The sequence below is a fragment of the Weizmannia acidilactici genome, from assembly GCF_008974225.1.
Classification (GTDB): Bacteria; Bacillota; Bacilli; order Bacillales; family Bacillaceae_C; genus Weizmannia; species Weizmannia acidilactici.
Window position 1 is genome coordinate 38,826 of sequence record NZ_BKZR01000010.1, and the last position, 20,687, is coordinate 59,512.

The following is a 20,687-nucleotide window of genomic DNA, read 5'->3' on the forward strand; positions in this document are numbered from 1 at the left end:
AAAAACAGAAGGTGTTTTTATTTTTTATGCAGCTTATATGACTGCCTGCATCAAGCAGAACAGTTCTTATCTTGAATGATGATAAACATCAATACGGTTTATTGCGCGTTTTAACGCCAATTCCGCCCGTTTGAAATCAATATCATCCTGATGGGACTGCAACCTGCGCTCTGCACGTTGTTTCGCTTCTTCAGCACGCCGGATATCAATTTGTTCCGGTGTTTCGGCAGCCTGGGCCAAAATGGTCACCTGGTCCGACCGTACTTCCAAAATGCCGCCGCTGACTGCGACCAAGTCCTCTTGTTCGCCTTTTTTAAATCGGACGGCCCCGATTTCAAGCGGCGCAACCAATGGAATATGCCCATACAATATTCCGAGCTCGCCGCTTTTGGCCTTTGCAATTACCATTTCCACTTCACCATGGTATACCGGGCCGTCTGGAGTGACAACACTGGCTTCATATGTCCTCATTTTGCTTCCTCCTGGTCCCGTATTATACTTTTACTCCCATGGCTTCCGCTTTTTTCACAACATCCTCGATCGGGCCTACGAGGCGGAAGGCATCTTCAGGAAGATGGTCATATTTCCCTTCCAAAATTTCTTTAAAGCCGCGTACTGTTTCTTTAACCGGCACATAAGAACCCGGCTGGCCGGTAAATTGTTCCGCGACGTGGAAGTTTTGCGACAGGAAGAACTGGATCCGGCGTGCACGGTGAACGACCAGTTTGTCGTCTTCACTCAATTCGTCCATACCCAAAATGGCGATAATATCCTGCAGTTCACGGTAACGCTGCAGCGTCGCCTGAACCTGACGGGCGACTTTGTAGTGCTCTTCACCGACAATTTCAGGGGCTAAAGCGCGGGAAGTGGAAGCGAGCGGATCCACTGCCGGATAAATCCCCATTTCCGATAACCGGCGTTCAAGGTTTGTTGTTGCATCCAAGTGTGCGAATGTTGTCGCCGGAGCCGGGTCTGTATAGTCGTCAGCCGGTACATAAATCGCCTGAATGGATGTGATGGAACCTTTTGTCGTCGAAGTAATCCGTTCCTGCAATTGGCCCATTTCCGTTGCAAGCGTCGGCTGGTAACCAACAGCGGAAGGCATGCGTCCGAGAAGCGCGGAAACTTCAGAACCGGCCTGTGTGAAACGGAAAATGTTATCAATAAACAGCAATACGTCCTGCCCTTGTTCATCACGGAAATATTCAGCCATTGTTAAACCGGTTAAAGCAACCCGCATACGTGCACCAGGCGGCTCGTTCATTTGCCCGAACACCATGGCGGTTTTGTTGATAACGCCGGAGTCTTTCATTTCATAGTAAAGGTCGTTTCCTTCACGTGTGCGTTCCCCTACGCCGGCAAATACGGAAATACCGCCGTGCTCCTGGGCAACGTTATGGATCAATTCCTGAATCAAAACGGTTTTGCCGACACCGGCACCACCGAATAACCCGATTTTTCCGCCTTTGATGTAAGGGGCCAAAAGGTCAACGACTTTAATGCCGGTTTCAAGAATTTCAACTTGCGTTGACAACTGTTCAAATGAAGGCGCCGGTTTTTGGATCGGATCGCGGCGGACGTCACCTTTAAGTTCTCCATCAAGGTCAATGACTTCACCGAGTACGTTAAATACACGGCCAAGCGTTGCTTCCCCTACCGGCACAGAAATAGGGGCACCCGTATCCACCACTTCCATGCCGCGCCTGATGCCATCTGTTGAAGACATCGCAACCGTACGGACGGCATCATCGCCCAAGTGTAATGCAACTTCCAGCGTGACATTGATATCGACTTCATCGGAACTTTTTGCTTTATAGTTAATTTTTAATGCGTTATAAATGTCAGGGAGCTGACCGTTTTCAAACTTTACGTCAACTACCGGACCCATTACTTGCAGAACATGTCCAATGCTCATACTGTTCCCTCCTAACTTGCGTGATGGGGCATGCCGGACCCGTCTTGGCAAAAGAGCGGTTTGCCAAAGCGGAAATTATTCCAGTGCTGCTGCTCCACCGACGATTTCCGTAATTTCCTGTGTAATCGATGCCTGGCGGGCACGGTTATAGGTCAATGTCAACGTATCGATTAATTCTGTTGCATTATCCGTAGCATTTCTCATTGCCGTCATGCGCGCCGCATGCTCACTCGCCTTACTGTCCAAAAGCGCCCCGTAAATCAGGCTTTCAGCATATTGCGGCAACAGGACATTCAGGATCTCCTTTGGAGACGGTTCAAATTCGTAGGAAATTAAGCGGTTTGTAGTCGTTACATCTGTAAGCGGCAATAGCTTTTTCTCCATAACTTTCTGGGTAATCGTATTGACAAAATGGTTGTAATATAAGTACAATTCGTCAAATGTCCCGTCTTCATACATTGCTACTGTTTTCTTTGTAATATTTTCAATATCCGCAAATGTCGGATGGTCCGCCAAGCCAACAATATGCAGCACAACATTCATCTTTAAACGCCTGAAAAATTCATATCCTGTACGCCCAACAACGATAATCGCATACTCGTCATCGGATTGATGGCGTTCCCGTATGGTTTGGGTAACAAGCCTTAAAACATTGCTGTTAAATGCACCGGCCAGTCCCCGGTCTGACGTGATGACGAAATAACCTGTCTTTTTAACAGGGCGGGAAACAAGCATCGGGTGCTGGGCGCCGCTTGTCCCCTTTGAAATGCTGACAACCACATCCTGCATTTTTTCCATATATGGGACAAACGACTTGGCAGACATTTCGGCACGGTTCAGTTTTGCGGCCGACACCATCTGCATTGCCTTCGTAATTTGGCTTGTTTTTTGCGTTGAGTTAATTCGGGTTTTGATATCGCGTAAGGATGCCACTTGAGCTTCACCACCCTTGTGAGTTAATCAGGATTTCAATATTGCTGATTGAAATCCTTCATCTATGTGTTTACCCTTTAAGATTGCTGCACGGAAACGACGAACGTCTTCTTGAACTCCGTGATCGCGTTTTCCATGTCTTCATCAGCAGGAAGATTTCCGGTTGTACGGATTTCCTCCAGCAGAGAAGCGCGGTTTTGGTCGAGCCAAGCATAGAATTCGGATTCAAAACGGAGAATATCTTCAACCGGAATGTCATCCAGGAATCCTTTTGTCAAAGCATAGAGAATGCATACTTGTTTTTCGACTTTAATTGGCTTGTTCAAATCCTGTTTCAACACTTCAACGGTGCGCTGTCCGCGTGCCAGTTTTGCCTGGGTTGCTTTATCCAGATCCGAACCAAATTGGGCGAATGATTCAAGTTCACGGTAGGAAGCCAAGTCAAGGCGCAAAGTACCGGAAACTTTTTTCATTGCCTTAATTTGCGCAGCGCCGCCGACACGGGATACGGACAAACCTGCGTTAATCGCCGGGCGCACACCGGAGAAGAACAGGTCGGACTGCAGGAAGATCTGGCCGTCTGTAATGGAAATGACGTTTGTCGGAATATATGCCGAAATATCACCGGCCTGTGTTTCAACAAACGGCAGCGCAGTCAACGAACCTCCGCCCAGCCGGTCACTCAATTTTGCAGCACGCTCAAGCAGGCGGGAGTGCAAATAGAATACATCACCAGGATACGCTTCACGGCCCGGCGGACGACGCAGCAGCAGGGAAAGTTCGCGGTATGCGACAGCCTGCTTGGATAAGTCATCATAGACAACCAATACGTGTTTGCCGTTATACATGAATTCTTCACCCATCGCAACACCGGCGTACGGCGCCAGGTATTGCAGCGGAGCCGGCTGGGACGCGGAAGCTGTAACAACAATCGTATAATCCAAAGCACCGAATTTGCGGAAGGTTTCAACTGTACTGCGGACCGTCGATTCTTTTTGCCCGATCGCAACATAAATACAAATCATATTTTGGTCTTTTTGGTTCAAAATCGTATCCACCGCAATGGTCGTTTTACCGGTTTGGCGGTCTCCGATGATCAATTCCCGCTGGCCGCGGCCAATCGGTACAAGCGCATCGATCGCCTTAATCCCCGTTTGGAGCGGTTCGCTTACCGATTTCCGATCCATAACGCCAGGCGCTTTTGCCTCAATCGGGCGTGTTTTCGTTGTATTAATCGGGCCAAGGCCGTCAACCGGCTGGCCGAGCGGGTTTACAACGCGGCCGATCAGCTCTTCGCCTACCGGAACCTGCATAATCCGCCCGGTCCTTCTCACTTCATCGCCTTCATGTATCTCGCGGTAAGGTCCCAAAATAATGATCCCGACATTGCTTTCTTCAAGGTTTTGGGCAAGCCCCATTACCCCGTTTGAAAACTCCAGCAGTTCTCCGGACATTGCATTGTCAAGTCCGTGAGCACGTGCAATCCCGTCACCAACTTCGATAACGGTACCGACATCGCTAACTTCAATTTCAGACTGGTAATTTTCAATCTGTTTTTTGATCAGCAAGCTGATTTCTTCAGCTTTTATGCTCATAAATCCAGCACCTCATTTCCCACTTAACTGATTAATGTTCTTTCAAGACGTTCCAATTTTCCGCGCAAACTGCTGTCAAAAATGGAATTTCCGATTCTGATCTTTAATCCGCCCAATAATCCGCTGTCTACAACATTTTCAATATTCAAGGACCGCTTTCCGACTTTTTCTGCAAACACGCCGGATATGGCCTTGCTCTCCTCGGCAGTAAGCGGCCGTGCTGAGTAGACAACAGCTTCGGAAATGCCGCGCTCTTCATTCATCCGCTCGATAAAAGAACGGCAAACGTCAGCAATCAAATCGTCACGGTGGCGCTCTGTCAAAAGCAGCAGCGTATTCAATGTGAAAGTGGATAATCCGGAAAAAATATCTTTAAGGATTTCTTGTTTTTTTTCTAGTGTCACTTTCGGAGATTTAAGGAGTTTTCTGAACGGTTCATTTCCTTCAAAAACCTCTTTAACCACGCGCACCTCTTTTTCAATTGTTTCCAGCTGCCCGTGCTCTTTCGCAAGTTCGAAAAGCGCCGAAGCGTACCGTTTTTCTACCGCGTCATGACTCATCGCATTTCTCCTGCCTCTTTAATAGATTCCATAATCAGTTTTTCGTGATCTTTTTCCGATATTTCTTTTTCAATCACTTTCGAGGCAATCATAACAGACAGGGATGCAACCTGTTCACGCAAAGCAGCGACAGCTTTTGCTTTTTCCTGTTCGATTTCCAGCTTTGCGGCATTTTTTAATCTTTCCGCTTCCGCACGAGCTGTCGAAATGATTTCTTCCCGTTGCGCATCCGCTTGTTTTTTCGCATTTTCGATTAAAGCCTGGCCTTCCTGCCTTGCCTGGCTAAGCAAAGCGCGCTGCTCCTCAAGAAGCCTGTTTGTTTCAGCGCGGTTTTTTTCCGCCAATTCAATTTCTTTTGCGATATGTTCTTCACGCTTTTGCATGATGCCCATTAAAGGCTTCCAGGCATACCGTTTCAACAGGAGCATTAAAATGATAAACATGACAAGCTGAAAGACGATATCGCCTGTATTTAAATGTCCTTCAACGAATCCTAGTACAAAACTGTTTTCAAACACCCAGGTTCACTCCTTTCCAAAGCCGCTTCCATCGTTACCAAGCGCCGTTAAAACACCATCATAAAGGAATGGCGAAGTTTCCGTTAGATGATCTTCGCCATTGATAAAAACCGTTTCCTATCTGTTAAGAACCATAAACCCGATAACAACCGCGATGATTGGCAGAGCCTCAACCAACGCAATACCAACGAACATCATTGTTTGCAGTAATCCGCGTGCTTCAGGCTGGCGGGCAATCCCTTCTACAGTGCGGCCGACTACAAGACCGTTCCCGATACCAGCGCCTACTGCTGCCAAACCACATGCAATTGCTGCTCCAATAACACCCAAACTCATGAATATTTCCTCCTTTAAGTTATATAAAAATTGGCTTGTCTTTTCAAAAAGAAAAATTATATGAAATGGCTATGCCTCGTGTGAAACTTTATGAGACATGTAAACCATTGTCAGCATGGTAAAAATATATGCCTGGATTGTTCCGACAAAGATGGAAAAAGCCTGCCATGCCAATGTAGGCACGATGGCCGCAATGGTCCCTCCGACATGTGTCGCCAAACTCCCGGCAAGAAGCGTCAGCAGAATTTCACCGGCATAAATGTTTCCGTAAAGCCGGAGACCCATTGTCAAAGTGTTCGCGAATTCTTCTATCAGTTTAATAGGGAGCAGGAATACCATCGGCTGGACATAGCTTTTTAAATAGCCGCCGACTCCCCTTTCTTTGACGCCGTAATAATGGGTTAAACCTACAATCATAACCGCCAAAGTCAATGTGATGATCGGATCAGACGTAGGCGACTTCCACCATAAGTAATGGTTGAACACTACCATGAACGGCAGGCCGAGCATATTGGAAACAAAAATATACATGATCAAAGTGATCCCAAGAATATGGAATCTTCCACCTGTTTTCCAATCCATATTGCTTTTAATAATATCCTTGACAAAGTCCATGACCCATTCAAGGAAGTTTTGCATGCCTGTGGGTTTCAACGCCAGCTTTCTTGTGGAGACGACCGCTATAATGAAAACGATCAAAGAAGAAACCGTAATCATCATGACATTGGCCAGGTTAAAGTACAATCCCATGAATTCTACGATTGGAGCCTTATGTTCCATTAGAACTCACCTCACTTTTACATTTTTCTTTGCCGCAATAAACCCACAAAAAAATCTATCATAATGACCACATAAGCAGTCATTATTCCAATAATTACACAGAGGACGTCTATATATCCCGGATAGCGCAATGCAAACAAAACCGCGATGACGGCCGCCGTCATTCTCAGGCCTGTTCCCATTGCACGCGGTTTTTTCCCCGGATCAATAGAGTTTGTTACCGAAATCGTTCTTTTTGCCAGCAGCCATAAGTTAAAAAGGCTGACGGATGTACCTAAAAGCAACCCCAGAAAAACCGGACGGTATGGGGGCAGGCCTAAACCCATTAGGTAGAACAGCAGAAGAAACACCAAATACTTGCGCTGCCTTTTATAAACCTGGATAAATTCCGGCATAAGTATCAATACACTCCCGAGTAAAAGTCCGGACCGTTAACAGCAAGGTATTTTTTCTTTATCACGCATCTGAAAAATGGATATTGCCATACTTTTACAACAGCAGGCGCTGCAAAGAGCAGAAATGCGGGACCAGCCGGCTACGGCAATACGCAAAAACTCCACCTGTTACAGGTACTGTAGCCCGCCACTGCCATTATGTTCTATTTTCTGTATGTAAATAGTAGAAAAGATTCCCCTTTCCAGTTATGAAAACCTTCTCAAAATGTACACTTTTTTAGCATACAATAGCACTAAAGCATTGTCAATGGAGTTTCTGTAAAACAACATTGAATTCCTGCCCCCTATAAAATCGTTAAAGATTTTCATAACCGCTTCAGCGCCCGGGTACGCAAAAGCTGAAAAAGGGAAGTGCCCTATCCCTGGAGACACCTTAATGGCCGCATGCCGAAAGAACAAGGCGCCTCCATCTATTTACATCGAAAATATACAGTTATTATAGACCCTTTTTATTTTTTTGCCAGTCCATTTCCCTTAGGTTAACAAATTTGTAAAACACTAAGCGGATTCATTTTGCATGGCCGGACGGAAGGAGATCAAATTATTTCGTCCCGAATAAACGGTCCCCCGCGTCCCCGAGGCCGGGTACAATATAGCCTTTCTCATTCAGTTTTTCATCGAGGGCGGCCATGAAGATATCCACATCCGGATGCGCCTTTTGCACCGCTTCCACGCCTTGGGGTGATGCAATCAGGCACATGAATTTAATATTTTTCGCGCCCCTTTGTTTTAAGGATTGGATCGCATCCACTGCGGAGCCGCCCGTTGCCAGCATCGGATCTACGATAATGAAATCCCGCTCCTCGATATCGCTCGGCAGTTTTATATAATATTCAACCGGCTTTAATGTTTTCGGATCGCGGTACAGCCCGATGTGCCCGACTTTCGCGGCCGGGATCAGTTTCCGCACACCGTCAACCATGCCCAATCCTGCACGCAGTATCGGGACAATGCCAATTTTTTTGCCAGACAGTATTTTTGATTTCGCTTTGCTGACAGGCGTTTCAATTTCGATCTCTTCAAGCGGCATATCCCGCGTAATTTCAAACGCCATCAGCGTCGCCACTTCATCCACAAGCTCGCGGAATTCCTTCGTCCCCGTATGTTTATCGCGGATATACGTTAACTTGTGCTGGATCAACGGATGGTTAATTACATGAACTGTGCTCAATGAAATTCTCTCCTTTTAGAGGTTGGTATAAAATTCGACAAACTTCTTCGCCTCAACCATTTTACACGAAAAAAGAACCCAATCTCAAGGAACGGCAAAATAAATTCTTAAGGCAGATCATGAAAAGGCCCCGCGTCTTCCGCGGGGAAGGAGATTAATTTTGATCCGGATAAAGTGGGAAACGTTCGGTCAGTTTTTTCACACGTTCGGCTTCTCCTTTTAAAATTCCCTCATCACTAGGATTTTTGAGCGCAGTGCCAATAATCGACGCAATTTCGTCCATTTCTTCAAGGCCGAAGCCCCTTGTCGTCACAGCAGGCGTACCGATTCTGAGTCCGCTTGTGATGAACGGGCTTTCCGGGTCATACGGGATCGTGTTTTTATTGGCGGTGATCCCGATGTCATCCAGTACTTTTTCGGCTGTCTTGCCCGAGATGGATAAAGAACGCAAATCAATCAGGATCAGGTGGTTGTCCGTCCCGCCTGATACAAGATCGAGACCCTCTTTTTTCAGCCCTTCGGCAAGGCGTTTGGCATTATCAACCACTTTTTGCGAATAAACTTTAAACTTGTCTGTGAGTGCTTCGCCGAACGCCACGGCTTTGGCCGCAATCACATGCATCAGCGGGCCGCCCTGGATTCCCGGGAAAATGGACTTATCCAATTTCTTCGCAAATTCCTCTTTGCACAAAATCATGCCGCCGCGCGGCCCCCGTAATGTTTTATGGGTTGTTGTCGTTACAAAATCCGCATAAGGAACCGGATTCGGGTGGAGACCGGCCGCAACGAGTCCGGCGATATGCGCCATATCGACCATCAAATAAGCGCCAACTTCATCCGCAATTTCCCTGAACTTTTTGAAATCGATCGTACGGGGGTATGCACTTGCGCCTGCAACGATCAGTTTTGGTTTATGTATGCGCGCCTTTTCCAGTACATCATCATAGTCAATATACTGGGTTTCTTTGTCAACGCCGTATTCCACAAAATTGTATTGGATGCCACTGAAATTCACAGGGCTCCCGTGCGTCAAATGGCCGCCATGCGACAAATTCATACCCAGCACCGTGTCACCGTGTTCCAAAATAGTGAAGTAAACCGCCATGTTCGCCTGCGCACCGGAATGGGGCTGGACATTTACATGCTCTGCGCCGAAAAGCTGCTTTGCCCGGTCACGCGCAAGATTTTCCACGATATCGACATACTCGCACCCGCCGTAATACCGGTGGGCCGGATAGCCTTCAGCATATTTATTTGTCATGACGGATCCCTGCGCTTCCATAACGGCTTCGCTAACAAAGTTTTCGCTGGCAATCAGCTCAATTTTACTCCTTTGCCGGTTCAGTTCCTTCCGGATGGCTTGATAAACTTCCTGGTCTTGTCTTGCAATATGGCTCAAATTGAAACCCCCTCATACGGTCATTTTTCATATTCTTTTTTATTTTACCATAACTTTTTGTGAAATCATGCCCTTTTTTTGGGACAAACATCAAAAAGGAAGCCCGCCCCCGCGTGGAAACTGCCGGGACTCGGCTTCTTTCTTGCGGATTGCTTAGCACGTGCCGCCTTTTTCATATACTGCCCGGGCACCCCCGATCAGTTTCGGGCGCGTCCTGGCAAATGTGACATGGGCCGCGCCCAGTTCCCTTTCCGATATCCGGACAGGAACGGCAACATGCTTTAAATGCATGCCGATAAAAGTATCCCCGATGTCAATCCCGGCATCTGCCCGGATAAATTCAACAACAACAGGATCTTCCATATGGCCGTATGCAAAAGCAGCCATAGCACCACCTGCCTTTCGGACAGGCACCACTGTTACTTCTTCCCAGCCCTTCTGCAAAGCAAGCGTTCGATCCACGACAAGCGCCCTGTTCAAATGTTCGCAGCATTGAAACGCCGAATAAAACCCAAGCTTCCGGGAAAATTTCCGCACGCCGTTAAAAATGATTTCAGCGATTTCCGCTGCACCCGCCGTGCCAATTTTTTCCCCGATCACTTCCGATGTCGAACATCCGACGACAAAAACCTGCCCCTTTTTCACGGGGACTTGCCGGAAAAATTCATCCAGCATCCGGTTAAACTGTTCTTCCAACTGGCTAAAATCTGATTTCAACGCTTCACACCTCTATTATGATCATGCGTTTTTTTCTTCGTATTGCGATATTTTTTCAATCCTGCGCGCATGGCGGCCACCTTCAAACGATGTCCCGAGCCAAGTTTTCACAATTTCACGCGCAAGCCCGGGCCCGATTACCCTTTCCCCCATGGCGAGCACATTGCTATCATTATGCTCCCTCGTGGCTTTTGCACTGAAAACATCGTGGACGAGCGCGCAGCGGATGCCTTTTACTTTGTTGGCTGAAATGCACATGCCAATCCCGGTGCCGCAGATAAGAATCCCCCGGTCAAATTCACCTTCTGCCACTTTCTCGGCCACCGGCAACGCATAATCGGGATAATCTACAGAACCTTCACACTCACAGCCAAAATCTTCGTATTCCACGCCCAATGAATCGAGCAAACTTGCAATTTCCCTTCGTAGATTCATTCCACCATGGTCTGATGCCAATGCAACTTTCATGTTTTTCCCCCTCGTTTTATTTCCGCCTTCCCTAGTATTATGAGGCTGTGTTACATTTTATGGTTGATGGCCGCGAAATCCGCCTCCGTGAGACTCCCGCAGCGCCCTAGCCGATGGATCCTGCCCGGCCCGTCCAGGCACCCTGCAAATTTTGCGGCCGTCATTGTCGGTTAACATAGTCTCCAACAAAATCAACTAATTCTATTCTGGCATATCGCCATAAAAAAGAAAACGGAACAAAGCCTAAAATCTTATTCACCGGATTTGAAAGCGGCCGATATTTCCCTTTAATTTCTCCGCATCCCGTTCCAGCTGGCCGACTAATTTTTCGATGGACTCCATTACATGGGCCTGTTCATTTGTGATCGATGTGACTTCTTTCGCCCCGGCGGAAGTCTGTTCGGCGATTGCCGCAACTTCCTGCGACTGCCGGGCGGCCTCCTGAATGGACTCCATTTGGTTTTTAGCCAATGAAGCGATATTGTCCACCGCCCCGGCCACGAGCAGGATGGAGTCCGTCATTTGCCCCATCGCCTCATTGGCCTGTTTCCCTTTCACCGCTTCATCATTCGCATTTTGCACCTGGACGGTGATTTGTCCCACGACATGGCTGACTTCCTCCTCAATATGCTGAATCAGGCCGGCAATGCCCTGTACCGCTTGGGCGCTTTCATCTGCCAGCTTCCTGACCTCATTGGCCACAACAGCAAACCCCTTACCGTGTTCGCCCGCGCGTGCCGCTTCAATGGAAGCATTTAACGCCAGCAAATTGGTTTGCGCCGCCACTTCCCCGACAAAAGAAACAATATCTTCCACTTTTTTCGTATCTTCAGCGAGACGGTGGACAGCCTCAAGGGAAGCCGCATTTTCTTTCGTCATTTCCTCGACGCCCGTAACCAATGAATCAATCGCCTCTTTGCTGGCTTTTACCTCCCCAAGCATGTGGTCTGACGAATGTTTGCAAGTATCCGCTTTTTCGCGGACTTCTGTAGCCAGCCGGTATATTTCCTCCACCAAATCGGCTGCGGATTGAGTCGCCGCTGCAGATTGTTCCGCCCCAAGGGAAATTTCTTCAACCGTCTGGTTAATATTTTCGGCCTGGTTTGTGGCCACCCCCGTTTTTTTGGAGATTTCTGACACTTTTTCTTTTGTATGTTCCACATTTCCGTTAATTTGCGCGACCATCTCCCGCAAATTGGCAATCATCCGATTGAAAGCGGACGCCAACGATTCGATTTCATCCCCGGATTTCGGCACCGGAACTTCATGCTGCAAATTCCCGCTGCTCGCTTTGATCGCCGCACTTTCCAGCCTGCGCATCGGCTTAACAATCAAACGCGCCACAAAATAACTCAAAATCCCGGACCAGATAATGCCTAAAGCAAGCGTCAGCACAATAAACCAAGATTGGCTGATCGAATTTGAAAAGAACGGAAACACCACATAAATAAAAATGCCGCTGGACGTATACGTAATAAAAGACAAAATGGTGACAAACAAAACGATTTTTTTCGTCAAACTGAATCTGTAATTTCTTTCTTTCAACACACTCGCCCCTAATTCCCCAGCTTTAATTTTTCAATCAAACGATTGATTAAACCGTCCAATTGCCCATATGTTGCTCTGTAAATTTGGAGGCTGCCGCCGTATGGATCCACGACATCACCTCCGATGCCGTCCGCAAATTCCAGTAGTGTAAACGTTTTATTTCGGGCCCGTGGAAACCGCCCGGCCACCGCTTCTTTATGGCCGTTTGTCATTGTAAAAATATAATCCGCCCAATCCACAAGTTCTTCCGAAAGATTTTTGGCCGCATGGCGGAATTTAATCGCGTTTTCCTTCAGCACTTCGTATGTATGGGCTGAGAGGGCGCTTCCCTCCAATGCAAAAATGCCGGCTGATTTTACTTCAACGCCCGGCAGCTGCTTCGCCTTTAGGATCGCCTCTGCCATCGGACTCCTGCATGTATTCCCTGTGCAAACAAAAAGAATATTCAACCCCCGTCCTCCTTGTCCGGTATTTTTATCTACTAATATTATAGTAAAAAAGACACCGAATACAAAGCTGAACTTCCCCGCACGAAAAAATCCCGGCATCCGTCTTGGAAACCAGGTCCTTGCCCAACGTATTAAACAGATAAAAGCAATTTAACGCCGAAAATAATTAAAATCATTCCCCCGAGCGCTTCACCGTATGCGCCGAGCCAAACATGGAATTTTCTTCCAATCAACAGGCCGAGCCAGGTTAATGCTGTTGCCGCCGCCCCGAAACAAATCATCACCACAGCCATCCGTGCACCGAAAATTCCAAGTGACAGCCCGACAGAAAAACTGTCCAAACTTACACTCAATGCAAACAGGATAATTCCCCAGCCGGAGGGGCTCATCGATTCGTTTTCTTTTTTAAATATAAACACAATCATCTGAAGGCCCATTACAACAAGCATAATGCCACCGATATACTGGGCAAACATGCCAAATGTATGGGATAAAAGTTGCCCCGCAATGATCCCGAGAAACGGCATAATCACGTGAAAAATCCCGACCGTCAAACCTATGTAAAAGATATGCCTCATCCTCGGTTTCATCATCCCCAAGCCGAGACTCACCGAAAAAGCATCCATCCCGAGTGCCAGTGCCATAATCGCTAATGTAACCACTTCTGCGATGACTGCCATACCCTTTCCCCCTTTGGACGTGCCTAATCCAGCATATGCACGTCCAAGGCGTTTTAGAATAGGCGCAGTCTATGCGTATGTTCACCTTCCCGATGGATTTTCCGATATCAAACGGTGCCCGGCAGCTTTTTCGAGCCGGTTCATAATGGCCTGCCCGATCCCTTTCCGCGGGAAAGTCTCACAAAAAATGACATCTACGTCCTGATCGTCAAACGAGCGCAATGAATCGTACAGATGATGTGCGACCGTCTCAAGTGAAGACCGCCTGCCGCAAACCGCAACGGTATCGGCACGGATTTCGCCGGCGGTTTCTTCTGTCACCACCGCACCGACATTTTCACCATTTTCCCGCCTTTCATCAATCAACCGCTGCATAAACGGAACCCCGCCGTCGACTAGGTAAACGGGCGCATTTGGCGCATAATGCGTATATTTCATCCCGGGCGCTTTCGGGCGGGCAACATTTTCATTTTCAAGCCCCGGATCAAGCTGAACTTCCCCGATCACCTCTTCAAGTTGTTCTTTCGTAATGCCGCCCGGGCGCAAAATGACAGGGGTATCTGCTGTGCAGTCCAGCACGGTCGACTCGACCCCAACACCCGTTTCTCCCCCGTCCACAATACCGGCAATTTTGCCGTCCAAATCGCGGCGTACATGTCCGGCTGTTGTCGGGCTCGGTTTGCCGGAACGGTTTGCGCTCGGGGCGGCAATCGGAAACCCGGCGAGACGGATGAGCGCAAGTGCAACAGGATGGGCCGGCATGCGGATCCCGACCGTATCAAGGCCGGCCGTCACTTTTTGCGATAATTTTCCTTTTTTTACTTTCAGGATCAGTGTCAGCGGGCCGGGCCAAAAAGCTTTGATCAACGCCCGCACCATATCTGGAATTTCTTCCGCCAACATTTCCAGCTGCACCTCATCTGCAATATGGACAATCAGCGGGTTATCACTCGGCCTGCCTTTCGCCTTGTATATTTTATCGACGGCTTCATCGCTAGTCGCATCAGCTCCCAAACCGTACACCGTTTCAGTCGGAAATGCTACAGCTTGCTTCTCTTTTAACAATTGTGCTGCTTCCACAAGTTGTGGATAAGATTGGAGATTTTCCACAGTTTTATCCACAAACCAATATTTTGTATCCATAACTTTCACCTTTCTTCATCGGATCGCAAACCCCGTTAAGATATTTATTTAACAAGCTTTCTCCCCGCAAGTATACAAAAATGTGAGAAATGAAACAAGTATTATCCACATCTTGTGGATAATACTCTTCATTCTGTTGATAATTAGTCTATTTCCGGAAGCACTCCTAATTTTTCCACAGCGCAGGCCGGCAAATGTTAAAACAATTTCTTAATGATTTCCACAACCAACAATTTTTTCTTCACTTCGTCGTTCTCACTCATGTAAACGGATTGCCCGCTGCGCCCTTCGTGTTTCGTTTCTTTACGGACGGACTTCTTGTCTTCGTGATTATCTGTCTTTTCAGGCGCGGCTTCATTCCCGCTTTTGGCAGTTTTTGTTTTTTTAACCGCTGTATCGCCTGCAGGTTTTTCGGCGTGCGCCGCCGGTTCAGCTACCTTCGTATTCTTCCCTGTTTCCTTAGGTTTTTCCTCAAAACCGCCTTCCACTGCAACTCCGTTTGGAAAATCGAGGAAGCAAAGCGGCGGGTAGAGGACACACCACCAATTGGCGCCCTGCCCTTTCCCGAGCGTAATCAAAACCGCTTCATATTTTCCGGCCGGATATAAATATTGTCCGTACAGTTTCGTAGGAAAAGCCACTTTCCCGAGCTCCACCTTTACAGATTGGTTCATCCGTTCTTCCGCTATCACCCGTTTGGCGATCCTTTCAATATCCGGTAAATGGGAGCGGATGACTTTTTCGGCCTCATCCTTGGATGTTAAATTTCCCACCCATTTGGTGATTTCCGCATTCACTTCATCACGGATTTTCCTTTTTACCGCCTGGTCTTCCGGCTTGTCGCTGTTCGCCAGTATTCTCAGCCGGATCGCATCTTTCGGAATGACGACCGTATCCGTTGCGGCCGCTTTTTGTTTCGGCGCATATAAACTTAAGATCGTTGCAATGGATAACATCACAATATATAACGAAACAATCGTTTTTCTTCTCATTTTCTTCCCCCGTCCCTTCGTATCCACATTGTGGACAAGAAAATGAGATTTTAAACTATCAATCTGAAAAAAATCGGCGGGGAGTCTGTTATTTCATGCAAAACACCATCCGCTCATGCCCGTTAATGTCGCGCACCGTCTCCACCCGGCTGCCAGGGAAAGCCGCGCGGAGGAGGCCAGAAACACGATCCCCCTGCCCCGAGCCAATTTCAAACCCTACAAGCGCACTCCCATTTAACGCCTGCGGAAGCTCTTCCATAAAACGGCGGTAATAATCAAGCCCGTCTTCTCCGCCAAACAAAGCCGTTTCGGGATCATGGTCTTTGACAACAACCGATAAAGATGTCCGGTCACGTTTCGGGATATACGGGGGATTGGATAAAATAATATCGAAAGTTTCGCCGCGCGCCAAAAAAGGCCGGAGCAGATCGCCTTGAATAAACCGGGCATCCGCTCGCAGTGCTTTTGCATTTTTTTTTGCCACCCGCAGCGCTTTTTCCGAAATATCGGAGGCGCTCACGGAAAGATTGGGGCACTCCAATTTCATGGTAATCGCAATAATGCCGCTTCCCGTTCCGATATCCGCAAGTTTAAGGCACCGGTTTTTCCCGAAATGCCGCCGGATCCTTTCGATGGCGCCTTGGACCAGTTCCTCTGTTTCAGGGCGCGGGATGAGCACATCACGATTGACGATAAATTTGCGCCCGTAAAAATACTCATACCCCGTAATGTGCTGGACCGGAACCCCTTGTGCATGGGCCTCCGCCGCTTTCCGGAAATTCTCCTGCACTTCTTCCGGCAAAACCATCCTTAAGTTCGAAAGCAGGCGGGTGCGGTCCATTTGCAAAAAATGTTCCAGCAACAGTTCGCCGGCATTCGCATCGCGGCCGTTTTCCGTTAAAAAAGAAGAAGCCCACTGCAAGGCTTCATATACTTTCATCGGGCTTTCCATCAGTCATTCACACTTTCCAGCTTTTTCGACTGGTCATCGAGAATGAGAGCATCAATGATTTCATCGAGTTTCCCCTCCAGCACCTGGTCGAGCTTTTGGATCGTTAAACCGATTCTATGGTCCGTCACGCGGTTTTGCGGAAAATTATACGTGCGGATCCGTTCGGAACGGTCACCCGTCCCGACGGCGGATTTCCGGTTGGCATCATATTCCGCCTGCGCCTCCTGCTGGTATTTGTCATAAATACGGGCGCGCAGCACTTTCATCGCCTTTTCCTTGTTTTTGATCTGCGATTTTTCATCTTGGCAGGAAACGACAATCCCGGTTGGAATGTGGGTCAGGCGGACAGCCGACATCGTCGTGTTGACGCTCTGCCCGCCCGGACCGCTCGATGCAAACGTATCAACCCGGACATCTTTTTCGTTAATTTCCACTTCAACTTCTTCGGCTTCCGGTAAAACCGCAACCGTTGCGGTCGATGTGTGGATGCGGCCTCCCGATTCCGTTTCCGGCACACGCTGCACCCTGTGCGCGCCGTTTTCAAATTTCAGCTTGGAGTAAGCCCCTTTTCCGTTCACCATAAAAATAATTTCTTTATAGCCGCCGATCCCTGTTACATTGGCTTCAATCACATCGATTTTCCAACCTTGCGACTCGGCATAGCGGGTATACATGCGGTACAGGTCACCCGCAAACAATGCCGCTTCATCCCCGCCGGCCGCCCCGCGGATTTCCACAATCACGTTCTTTTCGTCATTCGGGTCTTTCGGCAGGAGAAGAATTTTTAGGCGTTCTTCGTATTCTGAAATTTTATGCTCCAGATCATTGATTTCTTCCTTCACCATATCCTTCATTTCGGGGTCGAGTTTTTCCTTCAGAAGAGACTTGGCATCCCGGAGCTGCTTTTTCACTTCTTTATATTCACGGTAAACTTGCACGGTTTCCTGTATATCCGACTGTTCTTTCGAATACTCTCTTAATTTTTTTGGGTCATTCACGATATCAGGATCGCTTAAAAGCTCATTCAGCTTTTCGTACCGATTTTCCACGGTCTGCAGCCGATCGAACATCGAACCCCACCTCATTTCACTACTTTTTCCGTTTCCGCCCGACGGCCCGTTTAGAGCCGGCTAACAGCATACCAAATTTATTATAGTATACGCAATGGAAAACTTAAAGCGAAACCCGGTGGGGGAAAACCGGGAAAAGCTACTTCACATCGATTTTGACATGGATGTCATACCGGGGCAGAATTTTCAAAAGCCTGTCCCGGATTTCACTTTCTTTTTCCATCCTCTCCCGGTGGTTCAGTGTGTATTCGGTGTGGACGTTCACCCACATATCTTTCCCGTTAATGAAAACGGAATGCGGTATGTATCCGTTCATTTTCCATACGGCTTCCTTGGCCTTTTGAATATCGGCAGTAACGGAAGATCTATCATCATTTTGATTCACATGCCCGCCCTTTTCCGTTGTGCTTAGTTGTCTCGTTTCAATCGGGTGCGGCTTGGCATCATCCCTGCTTTCCTCGAAACAGCCTGCAAGTGAGGCAATCAGGAACAGGCAAATTAGCCGTTTTGCCATAAAAAAACACCTCCCTGCCAGATAGGTTTCCCGCATGGGAGGCGGTTTATTTACAAAACGGCAAAACTAAATCGGCGGATGCTCGTGGCATTTGCGGCAGACCGGATAATACGTGTCATTTCCCCCGATCTGGATCTGATCCCCCGTATACACCGGTTTCCCGTTTTCATCAACACGCAGATTCATCGTTGCTTTTCTCTCGCAAAACCAGCAGATCGTCTTCATTTCTTCGATCTTGTCCGCGTATAAAAGCATATATTTGCTTCCTTCAAATAGCTCATTTTGAAAATCGTTTTTCAGACCGAAGCCCATAACCGGTATATTCAGCTCATCGACAATCCGGGCAAGCTGCAGCACATGGCCTTTTTTCAAAAACTGCACTTCATCAATTAAAACACAGTAAGGCTGCGGCCGGTATTGTTTCACCGTATCAAAAATATCCGTATCATTGAAAATCGGAATGGCCTTACGCCGCAAGCCGATCCTGCTTGAAACATACCCGACTTCATCACGCGTGTCGATTCCCGATGTAAAAATCAGGACAGTTTTGTTCTGTTCTTCATAGTTATGGGCCACTTTCAAAATTTCAATCGATTTCCCGCTGTTCATTGCACCGTATTTGAAAAATAATTGCGCCATCGTTCTCGCTCCTTATTCTTTGAACAATGTTGTCCGCTCAGGGCGCCGGCATACCTCTCCCGACCGATCCCCCACTTATTCGCGAATATCCACAGAGCTTGTTCCATAAAAAAAACAGGCAAACGTTCATCGCCTGTTTTTCATTGAATTGCTTATTTAAGGCCGTATTTTTTATTGAAGCGGTCAACGCGTCCGGCAGCAGTCGCGAATTTTTGGCGTCCTGTATAGAATGGATGGCATTCGGAACATACTTCCACGCGGAGCTCATCTTTTACAGAACCACTTTCAAATTCATTTCCGCATGCGCATTTGACCATTACTTTTTTGTATTCCGGATGAATTCCAGCTTTCATTCTTTTCATCTCCTTCAGCCCTGAGTCATTACGAAACAGAGTTCTATGGTTTTTACGGGCCAAAAACCCGGAAAATCCCACAAACAAACTGTGATTATTATAGCAATTCCAAGAATGAAATGCAACATTGCAAATCAAAAAACGTTTTCCTTATTTTCCCTATTGCCCCGCGGGTGGCCGGCAGCAATAGGATTATAAAATTTTCTTGGCGGGGGCAGCTTTCAATTCCGACTTAATCATATCCACAAACTCCTCGTTTGATTTCGATTGTTTCAGCCTGCGCAGGAATTTCTCAACAAAATCCGGAGAATCGGACATCGATTTGCGGATCGCCCACAATACTTCCAAATGGTCTTTCGGCAGTAGCAGCTCTTCTTTCCGTGTCCCGGAACGCCGGATGTCGATCGCCGGGAATATGCGTTTTTCCGCCAGCGAGCGGTCAAGATGAAGTTCCATATTCCCCGTCCCTTTAAATTCTTCGTAAATGACATCATCCATGCGCGATCCGGTATCGACAAGGGCGGTGGCCAAAATCGTCAGGCTGCCCCCTTCTTCGATATTGCGGGCCGCACCGAAGAACCGTTTCGGGCGGTGGAACGCAGCAGGGTCAATCCCCCCTGAGAGCGTGCGCCCGCTCGGCGGGATTACGAGGTTATAGGCGCGTGCCAAGCGCGTAATGCTGTCCATCAAAATCACGACATCCCGCTTGTGCTCGACAAGACGCATTGCCCTCTCCAGCACAAGTTCCGCGACTTTAATATGGTTTTCCGGCACTTCATCAAAAGTGGAGCTGACCACATCCGCCTGCACGGAACGTTCAATATCTGTCACTTCTTCCGGCCGTTCATCGATCAAAAGGACAATCAATTCCGTTTCAGGATGGTTGATCGTGATGGAGTTGGCAATTTCCTTTAAAAGCATCGTTTTCCCGGCTTTCGGAGGCGCAACAATTAATCCGCGCTGCCCGAAACCGACCGGTGTAATTAAATCCATAATCCGGGTGGACAGCTTTTCGGGAGACGTTTCAAGGACAATCTGCCGGTTCGGGTATAACGGTGTTAATGCCGGAAAATGGACCCGTTCCTTGGCCGTCTCAGGGTTTTCCCCGTTTACCGCTTCGACATGCAACAGGCCGTAATAACGTTCGTTTTCTTTAGGAGGCCGGACTTTTCCCGAAACTTTATCTCCGTTTCTTAAATCGAAGCGGCGGATTTGCGATGCGGAAATGTAGATGTCTTCCGAGCTGGGGGAGTAATTAATCGGCCGCAAGAACCCAAAGCCTTCCGATTGGATGATTTCCAGCACGCCTTCCATAAAAAAATAGCCTTCTTGCTCTGCCCGGGCTTTTAAAATTGCAAAAATTAATTCTTTCTTCGTCAGTTTGCTATAGTAGGAAACTTTATACTCCCTTGCCAGAGCATAAAGCTCTTTTAACGTCATATTCTCCAAACTTGAAATCGATAAACCTTCCATATAAACACCACACTTTTTAAATTTCCG

24 protein-coding genes are annotated in these 20,687 nt (G+C 47.7%); all 24 read right to left on the minus strand.

The genetic code is table 11. The features are described from left to right. Positions 1 to 66: 66 nt before the first annotated feature. Complete coding sequence (locus GBH70_RS05355; protein ID WP_151680074.1) at positions 67 to 471, minus strand: F0F1 ATP synthase subunit epsilon; 405 nt, start codon at positions 469 to 471, stop codon at positions 67 to 69. Between the two features lie 22 nt (positions 472 to 493). Beyond that, on the minus strand, positions 494 to 1,915 hold the full coding sequence (gene atpD / locus GBH70_RS05360) for a F0F1 ATP synthase subunit beta (protein ID WP_151680075.1): 1,422 nt from the start codon (positions 1,913 to 1,915) through the stop codon (positions 494 to 496). A 75-nt stretch (positions 1,916 to 1,990) separates the two neighbouring features. Continuing rightward, the gene (locus GBH70_RS05365; protein ID WP_151680076.1) at positions 1,991 to 2,848 is read right to left on the minus strand and encodes a F0F1 ATP synthase subunit gamma; all 858 of its coding nucleotides are present in this window, start codon (positions 2,846 to 2,848) and stop codon (positions 1,991 to 1,993) included. Between the two features lie 77 nt (positions 2,849 to 2,925). Beyond that, positions 2,926 to 4,443, minus strand: coding sequence for a F0F1 ATP synthase subunit alpha (gene atpA / locus GBH70_RS05370; RefSeq protein ID WP_151680077.1), 1,518 nt, complete (start codon positions 4,441 to 4,443; stop codon positions 2,926 to 2,928). Between the two features lie 23 nt (positions 4,444 to 4,466). Further along, positions 4,467 to 5,003, minus strand: a complete 537-nt coding sequence (locus tag GBH70_RS05375; RefSeq protein WP_151680078.1) for a F0F1 ATP synthase subunit delta — start codon at positions 5,001 to 5,003, stop codon at positions 4,467 to 4,469. Next, a complete protein-coding gene (gene atpF, locus GBH70_RS05380; protein WP_151680079.1) occupies positions 5,000 to 5,521 on the minus strand; it encodes a F0F1 ATP synthase subunit B in 522 nt (173 codons plus the stop codon). Before atpF ends, GBH70_RS05375 begins: the two co-directional genes overlap by 4 nt. Positions 5,522 to 5,638: 117 nt before the next feature. Then, positions 5,639 to 5,857, minus strand: coding sequence for a F0F1 ATP synthase subunit C (atpE, locus tag GBH70_RS05385; RefSeq protein ID WP_151680080.1), 219 nt, complete (start codon positions 5,855 to 5,857; stop codon positions 5,639 to 5,641). A gap of 69 nt (positions 5,858 to 5,926) precedes the next feature. Next, the gene (gene atpB / locus GBH70_RS05390; RefSeq protein ID WP_151680081.1) at positions 5,927 to 6,637 is read right to left on the minus strand and encodes a F0F1 ATP synthase subunit A; all 711 of its coding nucleotides are present in this window, start codon (positions 6,635 to 6,637) and stop codon (positions 5,927 to 5,929) included. A 17-nt stretch (positions 6,638 to 6,654) separates the two neighbouring features. Further along, positions 6,655 to 7,032 carry an ATP synthase subunit I gene (locus GBH70_RS05395; protein WP_151680082.1) on the minus strand — a complete coding sequence of 126 codons (378 nt, stop codon included), beginning with the start codon at positions 7,030 to 7,032 and terminating at the stop codon, positions 6,655 to 6,657. A gap of 601 nt (positions 7,033 to 7,633) precedes the next feature. Further along, on the minus strand, positions 7,634 to 8,263 hold the full coding sequence (upp, locus tag GBH70_RS05400) for a uracil phosphoribosyltransferase (protein ID WP_151680083.1): 630 nt from the start codon (positions 8,261 to 8,263) through the stop codon (positions 7,634 to 7,636). A gap of 154 nt (positions 8,264 to 8,417) precedes the next feature. Next, a complete protein-coding gene (gene glyA / locus GBH70_RS05405) occupies positions 8,418 to 9,662 on the minus strand; it encodes a serine hydroxymethyltransferase (RefSeq protein ID WP_151680084.1) in 1,245 nt (414 codons plus the stop codon). Positions 9,663 to 9,815: 153 nt separating this feature from the next. Beyond that, a complete protein-coding gene (locus GBH70_RS05410) occupies positions 9,816 to 10,337 on the minus strand; it encodes a TIGR01440 family protein (RefSeq protein ID WP_371862237.1) in 522 nt (173 codons plus the stop codon). Between the two features lie 63 nt (positions 10,338 to 10,400). Continuing rightward, on the minus strand, positions 10,401 to 10,847 hold the full coding sequence (gene rpiB / locus GBH70_RS05415) for a ribose 5-phosphate isomerase B (RefSeq protein ID WP_151680086.1): 447 nt from the start codon (positions 10,845 to 10,847) through the stop codon (positions 10,401 to 10,403). Positions 10,848 to 11,102: 255 nt separating this feature from the next. After that, on the minus strand, positions 11,103 to 12,392 hold the full coding sequence (locus tag GBH70_RS05420; protein WP_151680087.1) for a methyl-accepting chemotaxis protein: 1,290 nt from the start codon (positions 12,390 to 12,392) through the stop codon (positions 11,103 to 11,105). Positions 12,393 to 12,403: 11 nt separating this feature from the next. Then, positions 12,404 to 12,844 (minus strand): low molecular weight protein arginine phosphatase, encoded by a 441-nt coding sequence (locus GBH70_RS05425; RefSeq protein WP_151680088.1) that lies wholly within the window; start codon positions 12,842 to 12,844, stop codon positions 12,404 to 12,406. A gap of 131 nt (positions 12,845 to 12,975) precedes the next feature. Further along, complete coding sequence (locus GBH70_RS05430; protein WP_151680089.1) at positions 12,976 to 13,524, minus strand: manganese efflux pump MntP; 549 nt, start codon at positions 13,522 to 13,524, stop codon at positions 12,976 to 12,978. An 81-nt stretch (positions 13,525 to 13,605) separates the two neighbouring features. Then, positions 13,606 to 14,667, minus strand: a complete 1,062-nt coding sequence (locus tag GBH70_RS05435; RefSeq protein ID WP_151680090.1) for an L-threonylcarbamoyladenylate synthase — start codon at positions 14,665 to 14,667, stop codon at positions 13,606 to 13,608. A 197-nt stretch (positions 14,668 to 14,864) separates the two neighbouring features. Further along, the gene (gene spoIIR / locus GBH70_RS05440) at positions 14,865 to 15,659 is read right to left on the minus strand and encodes a stage II sporulation protein R (protein WP_151680091.1); all 795 of its coding nucleotides are present in this window, start codon (positions 15,657 to 15,659) and stop codon (positions 14,865 to 14,867) included. 88 nt (positions 15,660 to 15,747) lie between these two features. Next, on the minus strand, positions 15,748 to 16,599 hold the full coding sequence (prmC, locus tag GBH70_RS05445) for a peptide chain release factor N(5)-glutamine methyltransferase (RefSeq protein WP_172968282.1): 852 nt from the start codon (positions 16,597 to 16,599) through the stop codon (positions 15,748 to 15,750). 11 nt (positions 16,600 to 16,610) lie between these two features. After that, a complete protein-coding gene (gene prfA, locus GBH70_RS05450; RefSeq protein WP_151680093.1) occupies positions 16,611 to 17,681 on the minus strand; it encodes a peptide chain release factor 1 in 1,071 nt (356 codons plus the stop codon). A 139-nt stretch (positions 17,682 to 17,820) separates the two neighbouring features. Beyond that, a complete protein-coding gene (locus GBH70_RS05455) occupies positions 17,821 to 18,195 on the minus strand; it encodes a hypothetical protein (RefSeq protein ID WP_151680094.1) in 375 nt (124 codons plus the stop codon). A gap of 66 nt (positions 18,196 to 18,261) precedes the next feature. Next, positions 18,262 to 18,834, minus strand: a complete 573-nt coding sequence (locus GBH70_RS05460) for a thymidine kinase (RefSeq protein ID WP_151680095.1) — start codon at positions 18,832 to 18,834, stop codon at positions 18,262 to 18,264. 152 nt (positions 18,835 to 18,986) lie between these two features. Further along, positions 18,987 to 19,187 carry a 50S ribosomal protein L31 gene (gene rpmE / locus GBH70_RS05465; RefSeq protein ID WP_151680096.1) on the minus strand — a complete coding sequence of 67 codons (201 nt, stop codon included), beginning with the start codon at positions 19,185 to 19,187 and terminating at the stop codon, positions 18,987 to 18,989. Between the two features lie 192 nt (positions 19,188 to 19,379). Further along, positions 19,380 to 20,660, minus strand: coding sequence for a transcription termination factor Rho (rho, locus tag GBH70_RS05470; RefSeq protein WP_151680097.1), 1,281 nt, complete (start codon positions 20,658 to 20,660; stop codon positions 19,380 to 19,382). Between the last annotated feature and the right edge of the window lie 27 nt (positions 20,661 to 20,687).